The sequence below is a fragment of the Silvanigrella aquatica genome, from assembly GCF_001907975.1.
Lineage (GTDB): Bacteria > Bdellovibrionota_B > Oligoflexia > Silvanigrellales > Silvanigrellaceae > Silvanigrella > Silvanigrella aquatica.
Genome location: NZ_CP017834.1, coordinates 126353 through 147523 on the forward strand (window position 1 = coordinate 126353; position 21171 = coordinate 147523).

Genomic DNA, 21171 nt, shown 5'->3' on the forward strand with positions numbered 1-21171 from the left:
TTGAGAGTAATATGATATTTAGAAAAAGTTATGATGAAAATGTAAATTTAAATAAGATTAAAAAAAATTTAAATATCATAACGTTCATCTCTATATTTTCAATTTCATTCTTAATTATAATTATTTCTCTAATTGGCACATTTCAACTTCGCAATCAAAATTTAAAACTCATTTCTGAAAAAAAAGAACAGGTTTTTAAAATTTATTTACAAGACCTGTTTCAAAGATTATTATTGCTTTCAAATTCTCCTCCTTTTATAGATTATTTATATTCAGGAACCATTTCCCGGCAAGAATTAGAAAATGATCTGTTAAAAAACATGGGGCATTATGTTCGAGAAGAAATTATCGGCTACCAAATTTATGATCCTTCATTTGAAAGAATAATTTCAGTAGGGAGAACAACAGGCTCTGAAATACTTTTAAATTTATGCTATATTAATAATAGTTTAAATGCAAACATAGGCCGTTGTGTGGCAAAAATTCATGTTTATTTAGATCACGAATTGGTGCTAAAAAAAATTAAGGAGATAGAACCTTCTGCCTCAATATGTACTGACTGTTCTGCTTTTCAAATAAAAGATCATCAGTTTATTAATAATTTTGAAATAATAGGTACGAAGAATTTTAAAATTCCATTTACTCTACATATTAATGACTATAGTCAAATGCTAGTTTTTATTTTAGCTTCATTATTTTTGATGATGATAATTAGTGGTTTGAACTTTTATTTTAATATTAAATTTATTAATAAATATTTATATTTCCCCTTAAAAAAACTTTTTGATTATGTCAAAATGGGTTCAAAAAATGACAATTTCATATTAGAGGAAGTAAAAGAAATTGTTGAAAAAATAGATGAACTTAAAAATGAAATTAGGCAAAATGAGAAAATTAAAAAACAAGATGAAATTGTAAAACTGGCTCAAGTGGCACACGACATCAAATCTCCATTGGTCGCATTAAATGCTTTTGCGGCAAATGCCTCAGAGCTTCCAGAAGAAAATAGAATATGGGTTCGTAATGCCATACAACGCATGCAAGACATTGCAAATAGTCTGATATTGAAGCATCAAGAAATTAATAATAATGCGGATGAGACGATTATTGATGAAGCCTTGGAGCCGTATTCTGTGCAGTTGTTAACTTGTCTTATAAACGCCCTGGTTTCTGAAAAAAGAATGCAGTATCGCGATTTTCTTGGTGTAGAAATTCTCGAAAATTTTAGTTCCAGTTCCTATGGTTTATTTGCCAATATTCAGCCTAAGGAATTTAAACGTGTTATTTCCAATTTAATAAATAATGCGGTGGAGGCTTTAAATGAAAAAGGAAAAATTACTTTAGATCTTCAACTTTCCTATGATAAAGTTATTTTTAGCATCACAGATAATGGGCGTGGTATTCCTCCCGATGTTCTTCCTCTGCTGACTCAAAGAGGGGCGACCTTTTCCAAAGAAGGTGGTAGTGGTTTGGGTTTATTTCATGCGAAAACCGTATCGGAGCGTTGGGGAGGGCAATTTGAAATTTCATCGGAAGTGAATGTGGGAACAAAAATTTTAATTACGCTGCCCAAAGCTTCTGAACCCCAATGGTTTATTTCCACATTAAATATTTATTTAAAGTCTACAGTTGTGATTATTGATGATGATGCCTCCATACATAATATTTGGAATGAGCGTTTTCAAAATATTTTAAAAAAAGAATATCATATTAAAATCATTCATTTTACAAATCCAACTGAAGTTATAAAATGGCATACAACAGAAAAGGAAGGTGATTTAAAAAATATTTTATATTTATGCGATTATGAATTTATCAATCATAAATACAATGGAATTGATCTCATAAATAAATTAAATATTTTAGAAGACGCTATTTTAGTAACCAGTCGATTTGAGGAAGAAGGTTTTCGTGATAAATGTGAAAAACTAGGAATTAAAATGATTCCTAAAAACTTATCTTATTATGTTCCTATTAAAATTATTGTAGAAAAAGAAAAGCCTCATGCCATATTAATAGATGATGAACTTTATGTACATTCTATTTGGAATTTATCTGCAAAGGAAAGAAAAATAGTTTGCTATCAAAATCCAAATATATTTTTAAATGAAATAGATAAATATGATTTTGAGACTCCTATTTATATCGATTCTTGTCTCGCAAATGAAATTAAAGGTGAAGAAGTCTCAAAAAAAATATTTGATTTAGGATTTACAGAAATTTATCTTGCCACTTCTTTCGATAAAAATCATTTTCCAAAAATGCATTGGATTAAGGGTGTTAGGGGCAAAGATCCCCCTTGGGTCAAGTAATAGTTTTTAAATTATAAAAGTTTTTCATTATAAAATGATTTTGAATCTAGATAATTTCTTACTTCACCTTCACTTCTTACATTATCAAGTTGATTAAAGTCCAGGTCTGCTATGATCCAACAACTCTCATCTATTTGGCATCGTGCTAAAATACCATTTTCAGGAAATCCCGTATCGGGCGGGGCGTAACATGCGGAGTAACCTTGACTGTTTTCAATAAGTTCACAACCTGTCACGTGGCAGGTGATTGAGGACACTAAAACAAACATTTGGTTTTCTAAAGCACGTGCTTGCGCTCCATTCTGAACGCGCGTCATTCCTCTCAGTCCATCGGTGCAAGAGGGAACAAGTAACAGATTCATACATTTAGCTTGTGCATAATGTTGAATGAGTTGTGGAAATTCGGAATCGTAACAGACTTGAATACCTATATTTGCTTGTTGAACTTGAAAAATTTCCATTTGCTTTTTTTTGTTTTTTAAACCAATGGTATTTCTTTCATAGGGTGTTGGGGTTAATTTATCTTGATAAGCGAGCATTCCTTTTTTAGGAGAAATAAACCAAGTTCTATTATACAGTTCATTTTCTTCTATAATAGGGAAGCTGGGTGTTACAATATTTATGTTTTTTTCGAATGAAAGGCGTTCAAAAAAACTTAAAAATTCACTTTTCCATTCTTGCATATTTAATATTTGTTGATGCAGAGAAAGGGACAAATAATTTTCTTGCGTAAATACCAATTCCATAGAACCATATTCTGGTAAAAGAGCAAGAAGTGGTGTTTCTTTTGTCAATTCATCAAACAATTGAATTTGTTTGTTTTTCCATTGAGAAAGAGTTTGTATTTTTTCTACAATATATTGTGCTGCCGCAATTTTCATTTGGAACGATATCCTTTTTTAAAGTGCAAAATTAAAATCTTTTTAATTTTTTAGTCCAAAATTGCATTGCTTTTTGAGATTCTGTGGCTTCATCAAATTCTTTCCAGGAAAATGTGGTGACAATACCTTCGGCTGGTGCATATCTATGACTCAGCCAAAGTGATTCAATATCAAAATAATTTGTTGGCTTTTGATTTAAATACTTTGGATTCTTATTTCTATCAACATGGAAAAATGTAATTAGATTCACATTTTTGAAAGATAGTGCGAATAACTCACGGTGCATAAAAAAGCGGTGGCCTGTTCCTAATCCTCGAAATTGTGGTATGATCACACTGTCACCAAAATACATAATATTATTTAAATTATAACCTCTTTTTAAAAAAGGAGCTTTTGCTTCTTCGTAGGAATCACTTAATAAAATGGCCGTAGCTGCGCCAATCATTTCATTTTCTTTAAAGGCGGCAATAACAGTGGCATTGGGGCTCTTTAAATAATTGCTTAAGTATTCTTTTTCATAACTCAAACTGCCATCGTAAAAATAAGGATATTCTTTAAATACTTCTATACGTAATTTTGCCATTTCATCGATGTGACTTTTAATATCCTCTTTGTAAAGAGGCTTTATCATAATATTATTTTTAAGCGGCATAATTTGTTGCAGCCATTCTTTAACATTGTAATAATTTGAAACGCGCGTTATTTTTCCATTATGAATTTCAAAAAAACAACCTACACTCAATAAATACTGTTGTTCGCTTGCAGGAGGTAGTCTTGGTGCAGTTTTTTTATAAATGCCCGACACAAAAAATTCAGAAGACACTCGAGATCCATCTTCAGAAACCTGAATAGATAAATTATCTATTTTTTCATCATAATATTGATCCATATTATACATGAATTCTAAAAATGTTTCTTTGCCAATTTCAATTGAGCCATTATTGATGTCATGAATAATCTTTTCGCTCAGGAGATCTACCATTTCTTTATATTTTTTATTATTAAAATTTGCATAATATAATTTAATCAGTTGGAGTGAGTCTTCTTGCTTATTCATGAATACATCCTTATATTCTGTAATAAAAAAGTTGAAATATGCAGTCCATTAATAATCAGGAATGCACTGAATAAATTATATTTACTTTTTATTTTATGCAATATTAAAAAAAGCTATTTCCAGTGGGCTTGGTTAAAATAAGCGGTTCATTGTCTGTTACGACAATAGAATGCTCAAATTGTGCGGCACGATGATTTTTGCTAATATATAATGTCCACCCATCTTTACTTTCTTTGGCAAAGTGACTTCCATTTGAAATAAAAGGTTCCACTGTGATAACGGTTCCTTTTTTTAATGTTCGTTTTTCTTTTTCTTCAAAAACGGAGGCGATAAATGTGGGTTCTTCATGTAGGGATTTTCCTACACCATGGCTCCCTAAATTTTCAATAATAGTATAATTATATTTTTTAGCTGTTTTTTGGATTGCTCTGCCAATGGAAGAAATTTTTTCATCACTTTTTGCCGCTTTAATCCCAGCGTACATAGCCTCAATGGTGGCTTGGCAGAGTCTTTCATAATGCGGATTGACCTCAGCTAAGGTAAATGTTCCACCGGTATCAGCAAAATAACTATCAAGTTCTGCAGAAACATCAATATTAATAATGTCTCCCTTTTGCATTTTTGTTTGGGAGGGGATACCATGGGCAATATGATGATTGATAGAAATGCATGTATATCCAGGAAAATTGTAAGTTAATTTAGGAGCGGAACGTGCACCAAAGCGATTTAAAAATTGGTTGCCCAGCTCATCTAGTTCTAACGTCGTCATACCTGGTTCTGCTTTTTGTTTCATATAAACCAAAGTATCTGCAACTATTCCTCCTATTTTTAAAAGTTTATTCAGATCCTCTTCTGTTTCAATAATCATATAAGCACCATATTTAATTTGAAAAATATTGAAATAATGTCTATTTTCCCCCAATTTCTTCCTATATAGTATTTAAAGGGGTTCTGCTACCCATGCGTCAGAATTTAAAAGGGAGCTTTCTAGGCATATGAAATATCGTTCAAGGCTTTATATTCTTTTCGTTTGGGTATTTTTTGCAATTATTATCGCAATTGCAGGAACGTGGATTGAAAACCATATTGTAAGTGATGGTGCTGCTTTTAGTAATAAATTTTTTGGCAGTTCTGTTTTTTTATTTTTTTCAGCAGTGAATATCAATGTCATTTTGCTTTTATTATTTGTATTTTTAACTTTTCGCAGCGGTGTTAAGTTAATTGTCGATAATTCACAAGGTGCCTTTGGGAGTAAATTAAATACAAAACTAGTGACTGCATTTTTATTTTTTTCATTATTACCTACTGTTGTTCTTTTATATGTTTCAACAAAGTTCGTAAATACAAATTTTGAAAAATGGTTACCTTCTAATTTTGTGGAAGCAACTGAAGAAACACTAAATAGTGAAGCTATGTATCAGACACAAATAGCTTCACTATTTTCAAATCAAAATCCAGTCAAAGAAAATTTTTTAAATTTTGATTTTGTAAAAGATAAAAGAAAAGATAAATTAATATATATTTCTAAAAAAGAGGAAAAAAATGAAATATTAATTACAGAAGCAATAGAAAAAAATTATTTACAAATTAAAGAAAAACCAAATTGGTTTGAATTTGGTAAAGAACGAATGATATTAATCAGGTCAAATTCAACTTATGTTTTTGGGATAATATCTCCTAAAATGCTTCATCCGCAATGGCTGATGCTAAAATCAGAATATCCTGAATCGCAAAGCGCTTCAAAAATATTAAAACTTTCCTACTATGTTATGTTAGGTGTTATTACGCTACTTATTGTCTTTTCGGCAACATGGTTAGGTTTTACAATTGCGCGAGAAATAACAGTTCCTATGCAAATCTTATCAAATGCAACGGAAAGCGTGGCTCATGGAAATTACTCTGTGAAAATTGATGATATTGTTTCTGATGATGAAATGGGGAAACTGGCATTAAGCTTTCGTTCGATGGTATCTGACTTAAAACTAGAAAAAGAAAGAGTTGATATCTACTCAAATGAAATCAAAAGAAAAGCGGACGATTTATTAATTAAATCGGAATATAATGAGGTTTTGCTAAGAAATGTAAATGCGGCTGTTATTGCTCTCGATCAAAATTTAGTAATTGAATCCTGGAATCACCGTGCTGAGAATTTATTTCAAATTAATGAATATGATGCTATTGGTAGGCATATTTCTCACATTATAGATCCAAAAATATTTCACACAGCTTTTGAGCCTCCTTTAATTGAAATATCGGAATCTCCTAAAAAAAGAATTGAATTGGAATGGGCCGGTAAAATTAGTGATTTTGATTATCAATTGCAAATTGCCGTAAGCATGTTACTTTCACCTCGTGGTCAAGTTGTGAAAATTATATTTATTAATGACATTACAGAGCTTGCTAAAGTGCAAAGAATGGCTGCTTGGCGTGATGTGGCAAGAAGAGTTGCTCACGAAATTAAAAATCCGTTAACACCCATTAAGCTCGGCGCTCAGCGTATTGAAAGAAGATTTTCAAATCATTTTGAAGGAATCGATCACTCTATTTTTAAAGAGTCTTTACAAATAATTTTACAAAGTACAGAAAGTATAAAAATTCTTGTCGATGAATTTATTAAATTTTCGAGAATGCCTCAGTCGTATTTGCAAGAAGGTAACATTGCGGAATATGTTTATATGTCCTTGCAAGGATTTGTCGGAAATTCTGAAAATGTACCTATGGTTTTTGAATTAAAAATTGATAATCAAGTTATAATTGTAGAGAATGAGGAGAGGTTAGAAACTTTGCCGATCATTAAATGTAATTTTGATAGAGACCAAATTGTAAGATTGTTGGTTAATTTGATTTCAAATGCAGTTACTGTGTCCCAGGGAAATGGATATTCCGTGATTGTTTCGTTAAAATTTCAATCTGGGGATGATTCTGTGAGAATTATGGTAAGAGATTTTGGAGAGGGATTATCTCCAGAAGTGAAGCAAAGATTATTTGAACCATATTTCAGCACAAAAAAAACGGGCACGGGTTTGGGGTTGGTCATTGCGAAGCAAATTGTAGATGAGCATTTTGGTAAAATATATGTTGAAGAAAATCATCCAAAAGGTACAGTCTTTATCGTTGAAATTCCTGCTGTGAAACCGAGGAGCAATGGGGTTAATTTAATTTGAATACAACAAATATTCCAGGAAAAATACTAGTAATTGATGATGAAAAAGATATTTGTTCTACATTATCTGGTATTTTGAGTGATGAAGGTTACAAAGTTATCACGGCAAATTCTGCAGAAGCCGGACTTAAATTGGCAAAAAGAGAGTGGCCCGATGTTTGTTTTTTAGATGTCTGGCTTCCTGACTCCGATGGAACGGAAACTTTAGAAAAGCTGAGAGCCGTTAATCCTGACATCTATATTATTATGATGAGCGGTCATGCAAATATTGAAACTGCTGTGAAATGTACGCGTTTGGGAGCCACTGATTTCATAGAAAAGCCTTTAAGTCTTGAAAAAGTACTGTTAAATGTTCAAAATATTTTGCATTTAAAAGATCTTAAATTTGAGAATCAAAATTTAAAAAACAGGGTTGAAAAAAAGTATACTCTTCTTGGAAATTCGCAAGAATTAAGGGAAATTGTAGCTACTGTTGAAATGATTGCAAAAAAAAATACGACAATATTAATTACGGGAGAGAACGGTACTGGAAAAGAAAATGTCGCACGATTAATACATGAAAAATCGAATCGTTCTACAAAACCATTTGTCGCTATAAACTGCGCTGCTATTCCCGATGAGCTTATTGAAAGCGAGCTTTTTGGCCATGAAAAAGGAGCCTTTACGGGCGCCCATTCTGCTAAAAGAGGGAAGTTTGAACTTGCTCATAATGGGACGTTATTTCTTGATGAAATAGGCGATATGAGTTTAAAGACGCAAAGTAAATTATTGCGCGCTCTGCAAGAGCAAAAAATAGAGCGTATTGGTTCTGACGAAACAATTTCTGTTGATGCAAGAATTATTGCAGCAACAAATAAAAATCTTGAAGAAGAAATTAAAAAAGGAAATTTTAGGGAAGATTTATATTATAGAATAAATGTTATTCCCATTATTTTACCTCCATTAAGGCAAAGAAAAGAAGATATAGAGCTTATTTCATCGCATTATTTGTCCTTATTTTCTGCTGAAAACAGCATAAAAAATAAATCACTTTCTCAAAGTTCTATTAATATATTAAAATCATATTCATGGCCAGGTAATGTGAGAGAATTAAAAAATATTATGGAGCGATTGTCTATAATGGTTAAGTCTGATGTTATTGAACCTAGCCATTTGCCTTCACCTATCAACACAACTCGTCAAGAAAAAAATGAAGAATTTGAAAGTTTATTTCTACCTCTAGATTTTAGAGAAGCAAGAGCTCGTTTTGAGAAAGTATTTATTCTAAAAAAACTGGAATCTTTTGATGGTAATGTTTCAAAAACCGCTGATGCCATGGGTATGGAAAGAAGCCATCTGTATAGAAAAATGCGACAATTCGATTTGATTGCTGAAAATGAAAAAAACTCAGAAGAGGAAAAAGTGGAATGAAAACATTAATAAAAATAATAATTTTATTTATAATTTCTGTTTTCGCCATTCATTTCATGTATTCTAATAATATAATCGATGTCAAAAATTTATTAAAAGCTTTTGAAAGCCATAAAAAATTAATTTTATTAGTCGCTTTTATTCAGATTTTAAATTGTTTATTTATGACTTTTCGTTACTTTAGTTTATTGAAGATTTTTAAAATTAAAGTTGATTTTCAAAATGTTGTTGCAGCTACTTTTGTAAGCAATGGCATTGGTCAATGGCTCCCAGGTTCTATGGCCTTTATTGAAGTGTTACGAATTGGATTAATGCTTGGTGCTGATAAAGATTATAATTTTAAAGCCAATCAAATTGAAAAGTCAGAGGTGAAAGAAAATTTAGAGGAATTAGCAATACGTTCAAAGCTTGCCGCGGTATCTATTATGGACAGGTTAATTGGTCTTTTAGTGATGCTTATTTTTGGATTGATTATGACAGCACTAATCTATTTAAAAACGGAACAAGGAAGTATAGCATCAAGTAATTTAATAGCTTTTTTTATAGTTACCTTTTTATTTTTCATATTTCTGCTTGCTTTACCTCTTTTCTCAGGACGGCAATTTTTTAGGAAATTGTTCACAAGAATAGAACGTATTGTATTATCTTATTTAAGAAATAGCTTTTTAAATAAGTTGATTAGAAAACTCTTTGTTGAAACCAATTCATTATTGGATGCTCTTGCTTTAGGGAGTCGCAAAATATCCTATTTTTGGAAGCCTGTTTTTTTTAGTATCATTTGTTTGCTTTTGGCGAGTTCAGGGATGTTTTTTTCAGGAATGGCAATTTCAGGTCGCGTCCCCTTTGAAGCAATTTTAGCGACAATGTCTATACTATCAATAGCTTCTATTCTTCCTATTGGGCTTGCTGGTATGGGGGGAATGCAAATCATTGCTGCCATTGTCTTTTCTCTATTTGAAATTTCTTCTCAAAACGCAGTTTCTGCTCAATTGCTTCAGACCGCTGTCAATCTTTTGGCTATATCCCTAATGGGCATATTATTTGCGAGATTGAGTGCAAAACAAATACGTGCCATTGTATTATCTAAGAAAAGTGAAAACTTTCTCACCAATAAAAATATGTGATGACGCCCCTATTAGGGGATCATTTTTTAAAAAATTATTCACCATTTTTAGAATTTTGTGCTATAATAACTATATAAAGAGTTTCTATGGATAATGTATCTCGTGTCAGGTTGTTGTAACTCTAAGTGTTTGAAATATTTAATTTTATTTTTAACGGTGCGAAAGGATTCACATCCTTAATATATGTTTAAGAAAGGAGGTGGCAAAATGCAAGGAAAAGTCTTTGAAAACAACTTCATAGAAGGCATGGATTTTGAAAAAGTAGAAAATCTAAGACAGATTTACGAATGGATTCAATTGCATACGGAAATTTGCCATCTTTACGCGCAGTTAAGTGATGAGCAGGAAAAAGCCAAATTTAAGGACAAAGTAGAAGCCTCCATGAATAGAGGTAAACTGCTTTTAGAAACAGTATTTTCGGACTCTAACCAGCATCATAAGCCACCTTTAATCCCACTTTCTGGTATGAACCGATTTGCCAATAATATTGCAAATCATGATTTGAGAGCCATAGGAAAACATGAAAGTGTGACAAATGTTTTAACAAATTCTTTTAAGTCAGAGCTAGGAACAGTGGCAAATGTGAAAAAAAGACCTATGCCAAGTCGTACTTATCTCAGGAAAAAATAATCTTTTAAAATCGGATACCAGTTTTTGATCATTTATAGTTTGCAGATGGAGTCTTTTTGATTAAGAAAAGACTCCATTTTTTTTCATGCTAAACTCGTTCTTGATTGCTTCCGGAGCTATTTTTTATTTTTTTGGAATGTATTAATGAAGAAGATATTAAGTTATATTATAATATTTTTTGTGTCATTTTTAATATTAACCTCTTTATTTAAATTAATTAAAAATTTATCTTTATTTCAGGAGAAAAAAACAACGTTTTCTTTTGGTTCAAATAAAAATATTGAAAATGTGCATCGTCAATCAAAATGGGTTCAAAATGATTATTTTTTGCCAAATCATGCTTGGCAATATTTCAAGTTAAATGATGAAATTAAAGTTGGAAAAAAATATTATTTGATTCAAAAAATATTCGATAATAAAATGTGCTTTTTTGGAGTTTTTTATCTTAAAAAGCTTCATAATGAATTCATAGTATTAAAATCTGAGCAAAAATATAAAGTATCTAAAATAGAGCAATATGCGAAAATAAAGTCAATTCGTATGATTACTTTATTAGCAAGTGAAAATGATGCCGTTTCTTTGCGTCAACTTGAAAATTGTAAAGATTGGACATACATTGAAAACTTATAATTTATTTATAATTTTAGTTGTGGTATTCTCAAGTAGGAATATTTTTGCTAGTCACTTCCCAAATTATGAAAATAAAACAATACATGTGATTTTAAATAAATGTAAAACCCTTCCTCATAAAAAAATTCTTGAAATTTCTTCTTATAATAGCCAAATATTAAAAGTTGAAAAAGACTTTATTACCAATAAAATATGTCTCAAAGGAAATAAAGTTGGTTCTACGAAATTAAGCATGCTATTATTGGGAAGTTCGGGAGAAGATACTTGGCATGTCCAAGTGATTTCCCCCCTAGCGAAAAAAAAGGGTAAGAGTAAAAGGCTTAAACCCAGCTCTAAAATTTCCAATTTTGATAAAGAACTTGGAAATCCCTATTCTATGCCGGGATGGCAATAAGAAGACCTTTTTGGCGCTTGCATTCGCTTTGTGCAATTGATAATGCCTAAGAGTCTGTTATTTTTCAATGAATTTAGATTGTTTTTGGAGAGAGAAAGTTGTTTGGATTCAGTGGCGGCGAAATACTTCTTATAGCACTCATTGCGCTTATTCTTTTTGGAAATGATAAGCTACCGGATAATATGAAAAAAATGATTAAAGGCTTAAATCAAGCGAAAAAAATGGCAAAAGAGGTGCAAGTCTCATGGCAGGATGTCAAAACAGATGTTCAAAGAAGTATAAATTTTGAAGAAGAAAAAGAAGAAATGCGGGCATTAATGGAATCCGCAACCATTGATATCAATGAAGAATCCTTCGCTAAAGAACACTATCCTATTCCTGCTAATTTTGCTGTTCCACAGGAAGAAATTGATGCTTTTCAGGAAGAAATTAACGCAAATAATCCTGAAAACGCAAATCATTTTAATGTCAATAAATTGGAAAACTCTGAAGAACTAAATATCGCTTACTTATCTGTCAATGACTTTATGATGTCATCTGAATTTGTAGGCCCGCGTCCTTAAATAGCCATTTTCATGACAATTTTTTTTTAATATTTATTACCGATAATTTTTTTAGGAATGCTTCAAAATATTATTGCGGGATAATTCATGGATTTGAAATTAAAAGCTTTGTATATTTTATCCCTAACAATCCCTACCATTATTTTAATTCTATATTTTTTCAATTCTTTTAAGAAAAGTTTTCATAAAAATAAAAAAAAGATTCGCATCATTATTTTTAATAGACGATTGAATAAAGTTAGAAACTTTGAAAAACTATCTGAAATGATTATGAAAGATATTTTGGAAGCATTAAAAACTGAAAATAATTCACATGAGCAAGCTAAAGCGCTACTGCCTTTACTCCTTGATATTCGAAAAACTGGAGAAAAATTGCTGGCGCAGCAACATTTTTATCATACTGTTTTATTTCCCTCAGGAGAAGCCCGAATTAAACCGAGGGTAGAACGATTGATTCACGTTGAAAAATTGTTAAAGTCACTTCCCAGGAAGGGCGTTTCAAGTGAAAATTTATATGAAAAGTCCCAATAATTAGAAGGATGTTTTTAAATTATGGAAAATGTTAGTAATTTTCCCGTCAGAATGAAAAGAAAGCCCGATGAAGTTTGGTATTGCAGAGAATTTTGGAATGGAGATTCTCGGGATGGACAGTTTTTAAATGGTGATGGATATCATTATTTTGAAATGCTTGGTGACGGAATTGTGCAGAAAGCTTATGAATACTATGAAAGTGACGAGGGGGAGGAAAAAGTCACTCCTACCCCGGAACTTGTTGGGATTAATTGGTTTGAGTTTTTTGGATTTGAGGACGAAGAGCTGTTAGAGGTTGTTTTAGAACATGAATTTGCTCATATAGAACAATTAGTTAAAAAGTCTTAAGGCAAACCCCTTGCCATCAATCATTTGGGCATTAAATTTTTATAAAATCAAGTTCATTCAAATGTTCTTGATTAGGAATTGGAGAACCAAATGAAGTATTACGATATTTTAGGTGTAAATAAAAATGCAACTTCTGATGAGATTAAAAAAGCTTATCGTAAGATGGCTATGCAGTATCATCCTGACCGAAATCCGGGCAATAAATCGGCGGAAGATAAATTTAAAGAAATGTCTGAAGCTTATGCTGTCTTGTCAGATCCAGAAAAAAAACGTCAATACGATATGTTAGGAGATGCGCGCTTTACACAGCAGCAAGGCGCTGGATTCCAAGAAGATATTTTTAAAAACATGGATTTTGATAGTATTTTTAGAGAAATGGGGTTTTCTGGGTTTGGTGGTTTCAATGGAGGCGGGCGTTTTAGTGGCTTTGGCGGTGGAAGGACTTCACAGCAGCAGCAACGGTCAAGTGCGCGCCGAGGTGGCTTTCGATCTGAACCTGAGGATTATTCTCGTTTTGATATTGAGCACGATCTTGAAATTGGATTTATGGATGCTTACAACGGAGCTGAAAGATATGTGAGTTTCTCCTTGAGTAATGGCGAAAGCATTTCAACAAGGATAAAAGTACCTGCAGGAATTGAAACGGGTAAAAAGTTAAGAGTACGCGAGCACGGACGTACGGCTCCCGATGGCCGTAAAGGGGATCTTTACTTAAATGTAAAAGTGATGCCTCACCCCGAATTTGTTCGTAAAGAAAATGATATTGAAGTTGAGACGAAAACTTCATTTTCTTTACTTTGTTTAGGTGGAACGCTCGATGTCAATACGCCTCAAGGAATAAAACAAATTAAAATACGTTCAGGAATGCAAAATGGAATTAAAGTACGCATGAGAGGTCTGGGATTTTCTATTATGGGAACCTCTGAAAGAGGTGATTTATACGCAATACTTTCCGTTAAGGTTCCAACTTCTGATGAAATTACTGATGAGAATCGTGAGATCTTTGAGAAACTGCAGAAAGCTGGTTTTTAAAACTTAACTCTGTTAAGGTTCCATTCACGTTTATAAAATTGATTTAAATATAAAATCATTTTTATTAATTTACTCTTAAATGAAAAGGATAGCGTATGACAATGAGTTACGTTATTGAAGAAGATATTAATTCTGTTAAATCGAGATTGAGTAATCTTATAGCACAAGAAATTAAAAAAGATTATGTAAAAACTTCATGGAATAAGAATGAACTTATTATCAAAATAGAAAAAATGGGGACAAGTGAAATTTCCATTGAACTTAAAGATGATAATGGTACTGTGAATATATGTGAAGTCAGGCGCAAAATTGCAATGATGCACAAGCCTTTTGCCAGTGAAGTTGAAAAAATGGTTGATGACATACTGGGCAATAAGTTAGGAGCACAGAGGGCTTAATTCAATTGAGTCTCAATATTTTATTTAAGAAGTTGCCTTTTCTTAAGGAAGCTGTTGCTTTTTTTATTGCAGCTTCTCTTTCATCATGCACATCAATAAATACTTCAAACCTATCAGACAATGAAAAAGAAATTCTTGTAAAAAACGAAATTCAAGAATTGTATCTTAATAAGGTACCTAAGGAAGACTTTGCATATTTAGATTCCATTTATTTGGTTTTAAATGCTTACCAAAAGCTTAAAGAAAATAAATTTGATAACGCAAAAAAAATATCAGAAAAAATACTGAATACTGAGGGGTTAACGGCATCAATATACAAATATGCATTTAAAGCTCATTCTGTTTCAATGGTTCTTTCCATTAACGACAATTCTGAAAAAGATTCCATTTTAAAAAAGCTAGATTTTATAAGTTTTCAAAATAGACAATGCAAATATTTATGCGATAGCGTTGGTTGGAAAGAGCTTGCCAAAGAAGATCCTTATCTGTTTTCGCCGCTAGGTTATAATAATATTTTATTATCTGATGATACATTTGCAATAATCAATCATGAAAGACCGAGTTGGTTAAATAAGAGTATTTTTTCAAGTATTCAAACAAATGTGACATATCAAAAAAATTTAAAATATAAGAATATTGCTTTAATAATAAAAGAAGATGACTTAATTAAAAATAATGTTCAAAATCATGATCATGATTTTGAACAAAACAATGAAACAAGTGATGAAAAAGAAGCAATGTTACTTTTTTTAAATGGTGAATTTAATAAATCTATTGAATTATTTTTAAAACTTGCGAGTGAAACAAATGATTCTGCTTTTAAATCGATTTATTATTATTGGATTGGAAGGTCATACACGGCTCAAAGTAATTTTATTGAGGCTAAAAAATATTATCTTATGTCAGGTGCTGAAAATCCTCTAGGATTGTATGATGCATTATCTGGACAAATGATTAAAAGTCCTTCTGGTAGAGCCTCTTTATTAGATCATACTCCCTTTCGGTCATGGGAAGAAGAAATTTATACTTGGATGAGCTATCCAAGCTTTTCTTATAATAATAAATTGATTAATTCATTAAAAGCATCTTCCTTATTTTTTGCTAAAATTAGAATTGAAAATAAAATTTCTAGAATTGATGATTACCAAAAGTATATTTTATCTAATAATAGCATTGATATTATGATGCTAAAAGATGAATTAAATTGGCTTACAAAAAAGTGGGAAATAGAATATATAACCTGGCCTAAAAGAGGAAGTCCTGAAATTATTGGAAATAATATCACTTGGCTAAATTATGTTTCTGGAAACTATTTGCAATCTATTCGGCTAGTTTCTAAAATTAAAGATACTTTAAATCGTTATTCTGAAAATAATAATTTTCTTTATTTTTTATATTATCCTCAATTGCACAAAGACGAAGTTATAGAAGCCATTTCTGATTGCAACGTAGATCCTGATATGATGTATGCTATTTTTCGGCAAGAAGGTTATCTATTTCAAAAAGTTCAAAAAGAAAGTATCTACCATAAAGTATGTAATTTCAGAGAAAATCTTGAAAAATATAAGTATAATCTTATTTCTGCACTGAGCGCCTATCGAGCCGGGTTTGCAAAAACAGATTTATGGCTTCATAATAATTTAAATATAAATGATGACGCTGTCTTTATGGAATTTATACCAGATACAAAAATAAAGGATTTTGTCCAAGGCTCTATGAGAAATTATTATAACTTTAAATGGATTTATTTTAAAAAAAATTAATTTAAATATGAGAGAGAAAATGGCTGATTTAAAAATATTATTAATCGATGATTCTAAATCAATTCAAACATTTGTTGCAGAGTGTTTCTCAAATGATCCCGATACTAAATTCTTGACTGCCAATAACGGAAAAATGGGATTGGAAATTCTTGAAGAGGAACCTGATGTTGATATCGTCTTTTTAGACTGGGAAATGCCTGTTATGAATGGAATTGAAACGTTAGATGAAATCAAAAAGCATCATTCCAAAGTTATTGTTATTATGATGACTTCTAAAAATGGTGCTTTTGATATTCAAAAAATGTTATTACATGGAGCAACAGATTATATTATGAAGCCTTTCACACGTGACAATATCTTTGATAAATTACAGGAAATTTTAACAAAAAGATCTTTAAAAAAGTAATTAATATTTAAAAATTATGTTAAATGAATAAAAAATTTATTTAACAAATTAAAAATGATTGGAATTTTCGATGGCTTGGTTGTATTTGTTAATAGCGGGTGCTTTAGAAATTGTTTGGGCTATTAATTTAAAAAATGTGGATGGAATTTCTAAACCAGTTCCTCTTTTAATTATGTTTTTCTCAATGGTATTAAGTTTTATATTTTTAAGTATGGCTCTAAAAAACTTACCTATTGGTACAGCCTATGCTGTTTGGACGGGAATTGGAGCTGTGGGTGTGGCTATTTATGGAATTCTATTTTTAGGAGAATCAGCCCATTTTTTAAGAATATTATGTCTATTTTTAATCATAATTGGTATTATTGGATTAAAATTTATAGGTACGGTAAAGTAACTTACTTTACCGTATCCATGGCAAAAGGGAATTTTTCTTTTTCAACAAGTTTTTGAGCAATATCTTTAATTACATCATCGTGATTGACTCGAATATTATAAAGACTTTGATTTACTCTTGCTTTGGCATCACGAATGATTAATTTTGCCATGGATAATTCTGTTTGATTTTTTTCAACACCACCATGTTTTTCAAGAACCGAATTAATTCGAGATAAAACCGAAGCAATAACATAGGTATCTATAGCAATATCTGCAAGACGAGCTAATTGTAGCTGTTCATCGACTAGCTTATGTCCATAAGAGCGAATTAACTTTGAAGATGTTGTTGCAAGTGCTTGTGTTGCTGCAGACAATCTTTCACATTCTTTTTCAAGAGCAGGGTGAAAGCCTTCTAATTGTTCTGCCACGACATTCTTTTTAACTTCACTAAAGGCAAATTCAGATAGAAATCCTATTTTTTCTATTGCGCTATTTAAGAAATCTAAGTTTTTTGGTCCTTGGAAAGTTTGTAATTCTTTGTTGAGTCGTTGATATTGTGAAGCTGTTTCTTTAAGTCCTGTCATCGCAATAAATAATCTTAATATTTCATTTGTTCCTTCAAAAATAAGTCCAATACGGCCATCTCTCAATTTTCGTTCAATGCCATATTCAACCATATAGCCATTGCCACCATGAATTTGCATTGCTGTATTTATTGTTTTCCAGCCTGCTTCTGTAACAAATACCTTACAAATAGCAGCCTCAATACTATAATCGGAGTCACCTGAGTCTACTAAATTTGTTGCAAAATAAGTGGCCGATTCCGATGCATAAATATTCATGGCCATATCAGCAAGCATGGATTGAACCAATCCAAAATCGGAAATGGAATGTCCAAATGCCTTACGATTTTTTGTATAAACAATGCATTCATCCATAACTGATTTCATGGCTCCTAAAGCACCGCCAGCAAGTCCCATGCGACCTTGATTTAAAATTCCCATGGCAATTTTAAATCCGTCACCTGGTTTTCCTAAAATATTTTCTGCTGGTACTTTAACGTCTTTAAAATACACTTCAACGGTTGAGGATGCTTTAATTCCTAATTTATGTTCTTCTGGACCATTAGAAACTCCTCCCATATCTCTTGTAACAATAAATGCGGTTATTTTGTCTTCACCGTTAATTTCTTCTTTTGCAAAAACGGTAAAAAACTCAGCAAATCCACCATTGGTAATCCATAATTTTGAGCCATTTAAAATATAATGATCACCATTTTTTACCGCACGAGTTTTTATTCCAGCGGCATCAGAACCTGCTGTGGGTTCTGTTAAAGCAAAGGAAGCTACCGTTTCTCCTGTTGCCAGTTTGGGCATATATTTTGCTTTTTGCTTTTCGTTACCATAAAGATAAAGACCTTTTAGGCCAATAGAGCTATGCGCACCTGCTGTTAATGTAACAGATGCATCGTGTTTATTTAATAATTCTAATGTGCGTGTATAAAGAGTTTGAGTAAATTCACTTCCTCCAAAGGCTTCTGGAATAATTAATCCAAACAATCCCATTTCTTTCATGCCTTCTATGATTTCTGGAGGTAATTTTTTCTCCTGGTCAAATTTCAGGCTATTTACATTTTGTTTCATCCAATCATTTATGGAATTTGCCATCAACATATAATCATTTTCTCTATTTGTATTAAAAAAAGGATAATGGTGAAGGGATTTTTCTGGAATATGCCCATTAAAAATGTTTTTCATAAAACTAAATTTTGTATTACCTGACATTTTACCTCCAATTGATTTTAAAAGATTTTCTCTATTAGAATACCCTTTTCTTTTTTTAAATTATCTGATCCCTTAGCTTAGAGCAAATTTAGGAATTCCTTTATTGCATCGCATGCCAAATTGTCTTGTATTTTAACTTAAGCCATTGCAGCTTTTTTAAATTACACATAGTTTTAAGGAATGGAGAATTTCCCGTTTCGTTAATTTATATGGAGATAGATTATGGCTATGTTCGACTTGAATGAAACACAGAAGCAATTATATGAAATGGCAAAAGACTTTTCTAATAAAGAAGTCTGGCCAAAAGCAAAAGAATTAGATGAAACAGCGAAATTTCCAATGGACTTATTAAAAAAAACACATGAATTAGGAATGCTAAATGCTTTTGTGCCCGAAGAAGTAGGCGGGCTTGGCCTTGAGACATTTGGACACTGCCTCATTTCTGAAGCTCTTGCCATGGGTTCAGCTGGATTTTGTACGGCCGCTCTAGCGAATGATTTGGCATCTGTGCCCGTCATTTTATCTGAAAATAAGTTGGTCTGGAAGGAGTTTCTCGCTCCTATGGTGGACGAATGCCTTATGGCTTCTTATTGTGTCACAGAACCAGGAGCGGGCAGTGATGTGGCGGGAATTAAAACAACGGCTAAAAAAGTAAAAGACAAGTACGTTATAAATGGTTCAAAAATGTGGATTACCAATGCTAATTATGCAAATTGGTTTTTTGTATTAGCAAAAACCGATCCCGCGGCAGGTCATAAAGGGATGACGGGTTTTGTTGTTCCTGCAAAAACGCCGGGTGTTACAATTGGAAGAAAAGAAGACAATATGGGGCAGCGGTGCAGTGATACTCGCGGCGTAACATTTGATAATGTTGAAATTCCTGAAAAATACTTGCTTGGAAAAGAAGGTGATGGATTTAAGCTTGCTATGGGGGCGTTTGACAGAACTCGTCCAGCGGTTGCGGCTCAGTGCGTTGGGCTTTCCCAAAGAGCTATGATGTGTGCCATTGATTACGCAAAGCAGCGCTCTGCATTTGGAAAAGTTATTTCGGAAAATCAAGGCATTAGCTTTATGATTGCCGAAATGGCGCGAGATATTGAAGCAGCACGGCTTCTTGTTTGGAAGGCAGGCGTTGAAGTTGATGAAGGGCGTAAGAATACTTATTTTGCTTCACTGGCAAAAATGTTCGCAGCTGACGCTTGTATGAGAATCACAACCGATGCTGTGCAAATTTTTGGGGGATATGGATATAACAAAGAATATCCCGTCGAAATGCTTATGAGAGATGCTAAAATTTTTCAAATTTTTGAGGGAACTTCTCAAATACAACGCTTGATTGTTGGAAGATTATTATTGGGAAATTAAACTTTCCTTTGTTTAAAATCTGAATTGTGTTAGACACTCTCCGGTTGAGCTAAGGGTTTTTTGACTTTAGGGAGTGTGTAATGAAACCATCAGAAGCTAAAATTGGTATTGTTGTAGCAAGGTTTAACGAAGTCATCACGTCAAGGCTTGCCTCAGGCGCGCGCAATCTTCTTTTACGAAGAGGCGTGAAAGCAGAAAATATCATTGAAATTGAAGTTTCCGGAAGCTTTGAAACTCCTTTAGCCGCACAACTTTTAATTGATCAAAAAAAGGTTCACGGTATTGTGGCCTTAGGGGCAGTTATCAAAGGAGCAACAGATCATTATAATTATGTTTGCTCAGCAACATCTTCCGGCCTTATGAATGTTCAGCTTTCACGTTCGGTACCTGTTTGTTTTGGTATTTTGACTTGCGATACCATGGAGCAAGCGATTGACAGAGCCGGCGGTAAAGCAGGAAATAAGGGAGCAGATGTTGCAGATACTGTTTTAGAAATGATCATGCTAAAATCTTCTCTATTAGGAAACTCATTTTTATGATTGAAAGCACAACTGCTTTAAAACCAGCAGATTTTAAACAAATTCGAAGATGTGCGGTACAGTTTATATACCAGCAGGATGTCAACCAACAATTTGTAATGCAAAGACAAGCGTTAGATCAGTTTATGAGACAGTTTGAAGTTGCGGAACAACAAAAAGATTTTTTAAGATCTCTTTTAAATGCTATATTTGATCAAAGTAAAACAATTGATGCTCTTATTGAAAGCAAAGCTAAAAATTGGAAAATATCACGTATTGCAAAGGTTGATTTAGCTGTTTTGAGAGTCGCTACGATTGAGCTTTTAGAACGCACAGATACAGATGTCGGTGTTATCATTTCAGAAGCTGCTGCTATTGCTCAAGAATATGGATCTTCAAATTCGGCAGCATTTGTAAATGGAATTTTAGACGCGATTGCTAAGTCTGTACGTACGAATTAAAAGCATTTTTAACATTTGCATATAAG

Annotated in this window: 22 protein-coding genes; 18 read left to right on the plus strand and 4 right to left on the minus strand. The window is 32.3% G+C overall.

All coding sequences use genetic code 11. The annotated features are described in order from the left end of the window. Positions 1–11 precede the first annotated feature (11 nt). Positions 12–2312 (plus strand): sensor histidine kinase, encoded by a 2301-nt coding sequence (locus AXG55_RS00535; RefSeq protein ID WP_148696205.1) that lies wholly within the window; start codon positions 12–14, stop codon positions 2310–2312. A gap of 11 nt (positions 2313–2323) precedes the next feature. Here AXG55_RS00535 and AXG55_RS00540 read toward each other — a convergent pair whose 3' ends face one another. The 3 genes from AXG55_RS00540 to map all read right to left on the minus strand — a co-directional run bounded on the left by AXG55_RS00540 (position 2324) and on the right by map (position 5118). Then, on the minus strand, positions 2324–3193 hold the full coding sequence (locus AXG55_RS00540) for a nitrilase-related carbon-nitrogen hydrolase (protein WP_148696206.1): 870 nt from the start codon (positions 3191–3193) through the stop codon (positions 2324–2326). Between the two features lie 31 nt (positions 3194–3224). Continuing rightward, complete coding sequence (locus AXG55_RS00545; protein ID WP_148696207.1) at positions 3225–4250, minus strand: nuclear transport factor 2 family protein; 1026 nt, start codon at positions 4248–4250, stop codon at positions 3225–3227. Positions 4251–4353: 103 nt separating this feature from the next. Next, positions 4354–5118 carry a type I methionyl aminopeptidase gene (gene map / locus AXG55_RS00550; protein ID WP_148696208.1) on the minus strand — a complete coding sequence of 255 codons (765 nt, stop codon included), beginning with the start codon at positions 5116–5118 and terminating at the stop codon, positions 4354–4356. Positions 5119–5245: 127 nt separating this feature from the next. Between map and AXG55_RS00555 the strand changes: the two genes are divergently transcribed. From AXG55_RS00555 to AXG55_RS00620, 14 genes are all read left to right on the plus strand, one after another. Then, positions 5246–7414, plus strand: coding sequence for a sensor histidine kinase (locus AXG55_RS00555; protein ID WP_148696209.1), 2169 nt, complete (start codon positions 5246–5248; stop codon positions 7412–7414). Then, positions 7411–8823: a sigma-54-dependent transcriptional regulator gene (locus AXG55_RS00560; protein WP_233231270.1), complete on the plus strand. Its 1413-nt coding sequence runs from the start codon at positions 7411–7413 to the stop codon at positions 8821–8823. Before AXG55_RS00555 ends, AXG55_RS00560 begins: the two co-directional genes overlap by 4 nt. Next, positions 8820–9947: a lysylphosphatidylglycerol synthase domain-containing protein gene (locus AXG55_RS00565; RefSeq protein ID WP_148696210.1), complete on the plus strand. Its 1128-nt coding sequence runs from the start codon at positions 8820–8822 to the stop codon at positions 9945–9947. The genes AXG55_RS00560 and AXG55_RS00565 overlap by 4 nt, the downstream gene beginning before the upstream one ends. 207 nt (positions 9948–10154) lie before the next feature. Next, complete coding sequence (locus AXG55_RS00570) at positions 10155–10577, plus strand: hypothetical protein (RefSeq protein WP_148696211.1); 423 nt, start codon at positions 10155–10157, stop codon at positions 10575–10577. A 144-nt stretch (positions 10578–10721) separates the two neighbouring features. Then, the gene (locus tag AXG55_RS00575) at positions 10722–11207 is read left to right on the plus strand and encodes a hypothetical protein (protein WP_148696212.1); all 486 of its coding nucleotides are present in this window, start codon (positions 10722–10724) and stop codon (positions 11205–11207) included. Next, the gene (locus tag AXG55_RS00580) at positions 11194–11601 is read left to right on the plus strand and encodes a hypothetical protein (RefSeq protein ID WP_148696213.1); all 408 of its coding nucleotides are present in this window, start codon (positions 11194–11196) and stop codon (positions 11599–11601) included. The genes AXG55_RS00575 and AXG55_RS00580 overlap by 14 nt, the downstream gene beginning before the upstream one ends. A 98-nt stretch (positions 11602–11699) precedes the next feature. Further along, positions 11700–12164, plus strand: coding sequence for a twin-arginine translocase TatA/TatE family subunit (locus AXG55_RS00585; RefSeq protein WP_233231271.1), 465 nt, complete (start codon positions 11700–11702; stop codon positions 12162–12164). A gap of 93 nt (positions 12165–12257) precedes the next feature. Continuing rightward, positions 12258–12695, plus strand: coding sequence for a hypothetical protein (locus tag AXG55_RS00590; RefSeq protein WP_148696215.1), 438 nt, complete (start codon positions 12258–12260; stop codon positions 12693–12695). Between the two features lie 21 nt (positions 12696–12716). Next, positions 12717–13043, plus strand: coding sequence for a hypothetical protein (locus AXG55_RS00595; protein WP_148696216.1), 327 nt, complete (start codon positions 12717–12719; stop codon positions 13041–13043). A 90-nt stretch (positions 13044–13133) separates the two neighbouring features. Beyond that, entirely contained in the window at positions 13134–14075 is a 942-nt protein-coding gene (locus tag AXG55_RS00600) for a DnaJ C-terminal domain-containing protein (protein ID WP_148696217.1), read from the plus strand. A gap of 95 nt (positions 14076–14170) precedes the next feature. Next, entirely contained in the window at positions 14171–14473 is a 303-nt protein-coding gene (locus tag AXG55_RS00605; protein WP_148696218.1) for a hypothetical protein, read from the plus strand. A 5-nt stretch (positions 14474–14478) separates the two neighbouring features. Beyond that, on the plus strand, positions 14479–16236 hold the full coding sequence (locus AXG55_RS00610) for a hypothetical protein (protein ID WP_148696219.1): 1758 nt from the start codon (positions 14479–14481) through the stop codon (positions 16234–16236). A 19-nt stretch (positions 16237–16255) separates the two neighbouring features. Beyond that, positions 16256–16642: a response regulator gene (locus AXG55_RS00615; RefSeq protein WP_233231272.1), complete on the plus strand. Its 387-nt coding sequence runs from the start codon at positions 16256–16258 to the stop codon at positions 16640–16642. A gap of 70 nt (positions 16643–16712) precedes the next feature. Next, the gene (locus AXG55_RS00620) at positions 16713–17036 is read left to right on the plus strand and encodes a DMT family transporter (protein WP_148696221.1); all 324 of its coding nucleotides are present in this window, start codon (positions 16713–16715) and stop codon (positions 17034–17036) included. Position 17037: 1 nt separating this feature from the next. Here the strand turns inward: AXG55_RS00620 and AXG55_RS00625 are convergent, their stop codons facing one another. Further along, positions 17038–18801, minus strand: a complete 1764-nt coding sequence (locus AXG55_RS00625) for an acyl-CoA dehydrogenase family protein (RefSeq protein ID WP_148696222.1) — start codon at positions 18799–18801, stop codon at positions 17038–17040. Between the two features lie 222 nt (positions 18802–19023). Here AXG55_RS00625 and AXG55_RS00630 point away from each other — a divergent pair, with 222 nt between their 5' ends. The 3 genes from AXG55_RS00630 to nusB all read left to right on the plus strand — a co-directional run bounded on the left by AXG55_RS00630 (position 19024) and on the right by nusB (position 21145). After that, complete coding sequence (locus AXG55_RS00630) at positions 19024–20166, plus strand: acyl-CoA dehydrogenase family protein (protein ID WP_148696223.1); 1143 nt, start codon at positions 19024–19026, stop codon at positions 20164–20166. 80 nt (positions 20167–20246) lie between these two features. Next, entirely contained in the window at positions 20247–20705 is a 459-nt protein-coding gene (ribH, locus tag AXG55_RS00635; protein ID WP_148696224.1) for a 6,7-dimethyl-8-ribityllumazine synthase, read from the plus strand. After that, on the plus strand, positions 20702–21145 hold the full coding sequence (gene nusB / locus AXG55_RS00640; protein WP_148696225.1) for a transcription antitermination factor NusB: 444 nt from the start codon (positions 20702–20704) through the stop codon (positions 21143–21145). Before ribH ends, nusB begins: the two co-directional genes overlap by 4 nt. Positions 21146–21171 lie beyond the last annotated feature (26 nt).

Bases quoted from the DNA above. Each gene is read 5' to 3' on its own strand.
- AXG55_RS00535 (WP_148696205.1), top strand. From the start codon at position 12: ATGATATTTAGAAAAAGTTATGATGAAAATGTAAATTTAAATAAGATT.
- AXG55_RS00540 (WP_148696206.1), bottom strand. From the start codon at position 3,193: ATGAAAATTGCGGCAGCACAATATATTGTAGAAAAAATACAAACTCTT.
- AXG55_RS00545 (WP_148696207.1), bottom strand. From the start codon at position 4,250: ATGAATAAGCAAGAAGACTCACTCCAACTGATTAAATTATATTATGCA.
- map (WP_148696208.1), bottom strand. From the start codon at position 5,118: ATGATTATTGAAACAGAAGAGGATCTGAATAAACTTTTAAAAATAGGA.
- AXG55_RS00555 (WP_148696209.1), top strand. From the start codon at position 5,246: ATGAAATATCGTTCAAGGCTTTATATTCTTTTCGTTTGGGTATTTTTT.
- AXG55_RS00565 (WP_148696210.1), top strand. From the start codon at position 8,820: ATGAAAACATTAATAAAAATAATAATTTTATTTATAATTTCTGTTTTC.
- AXG55_RS00570 (WP_148696211.1), top strand. From the start codon at position 10,155: ATGCAAGGAAAAGTCTTTGAAAACAACTTCATAGAAGGCATGGATTTT.
- AXG55_RS00575 (WP_148696212.1), top strand. From the start codon at position 10,722: ATGAAGAAGATATTAAGTTATATTATAATATTTTTTGTGTCATTTTTA.
- AXG55_RS00595 (WP_148696216.1), top strand. From the start codon at position 12,717: ATGGAAAATGTTAGTAATTTTCCCGTCAGAATGAAAAGAAAGCCCGAT.
- AXG55_RS00600 (WP_148696217.1), top strand. From the start codon at position 13,134: ATGAAGTATTACGATATTTTAGGTGTAAATAAAAATGCAACTTCTGAT.
- AXG55_RS00605 (WP_148696218.1), top strand. From the start codon at position 14,171: ATGACAATGAGTTACGTTATTGAAGAAGATATTAATTCTGTTAAATCG.
- AXG55_RS00615 (WP_233231272.1), top strand. From the start codon at position 16,256: ATGGCTGATTTAAAAATATTATTAATCGATGATTCTAAATCAATTCAA.
- AXG55_RS00620 (WP_148696221.1), top strand. From the start codon at position 16,713: ATGGCTTGGTTGTATTTGTTAATAGCGGGTGCTTTAGAAATTGTTTGG.
- AXG55_RS00625 (WP_148696222.1), bottom strand. From the start codon at position 18,801: ATGTCAGGTAATACAAAATTTAGTTTTATGAAAAACATTTTTAATGGG.
- AXG55_RS00630 (WP_148696223.1), top strand. From the start codon at position 19,024: ATGGCTATGTTCGACTTGAATGAAACACAGAAGCAATTATATGAAATG.
- ribH (WP_148696224.1), top strand. From the start codon at position 20,247: ATGAAACCATCAGAAGCTAAAATTGGTATTGTTGTAGCAAGGTTTAAC.
- nusB (WP_148696225.1), top strand. From the start codon at position 20,702: ATGATTGAAAGCACAACTGCTTTAAAACCAGCAGATTTTAAACAAATT.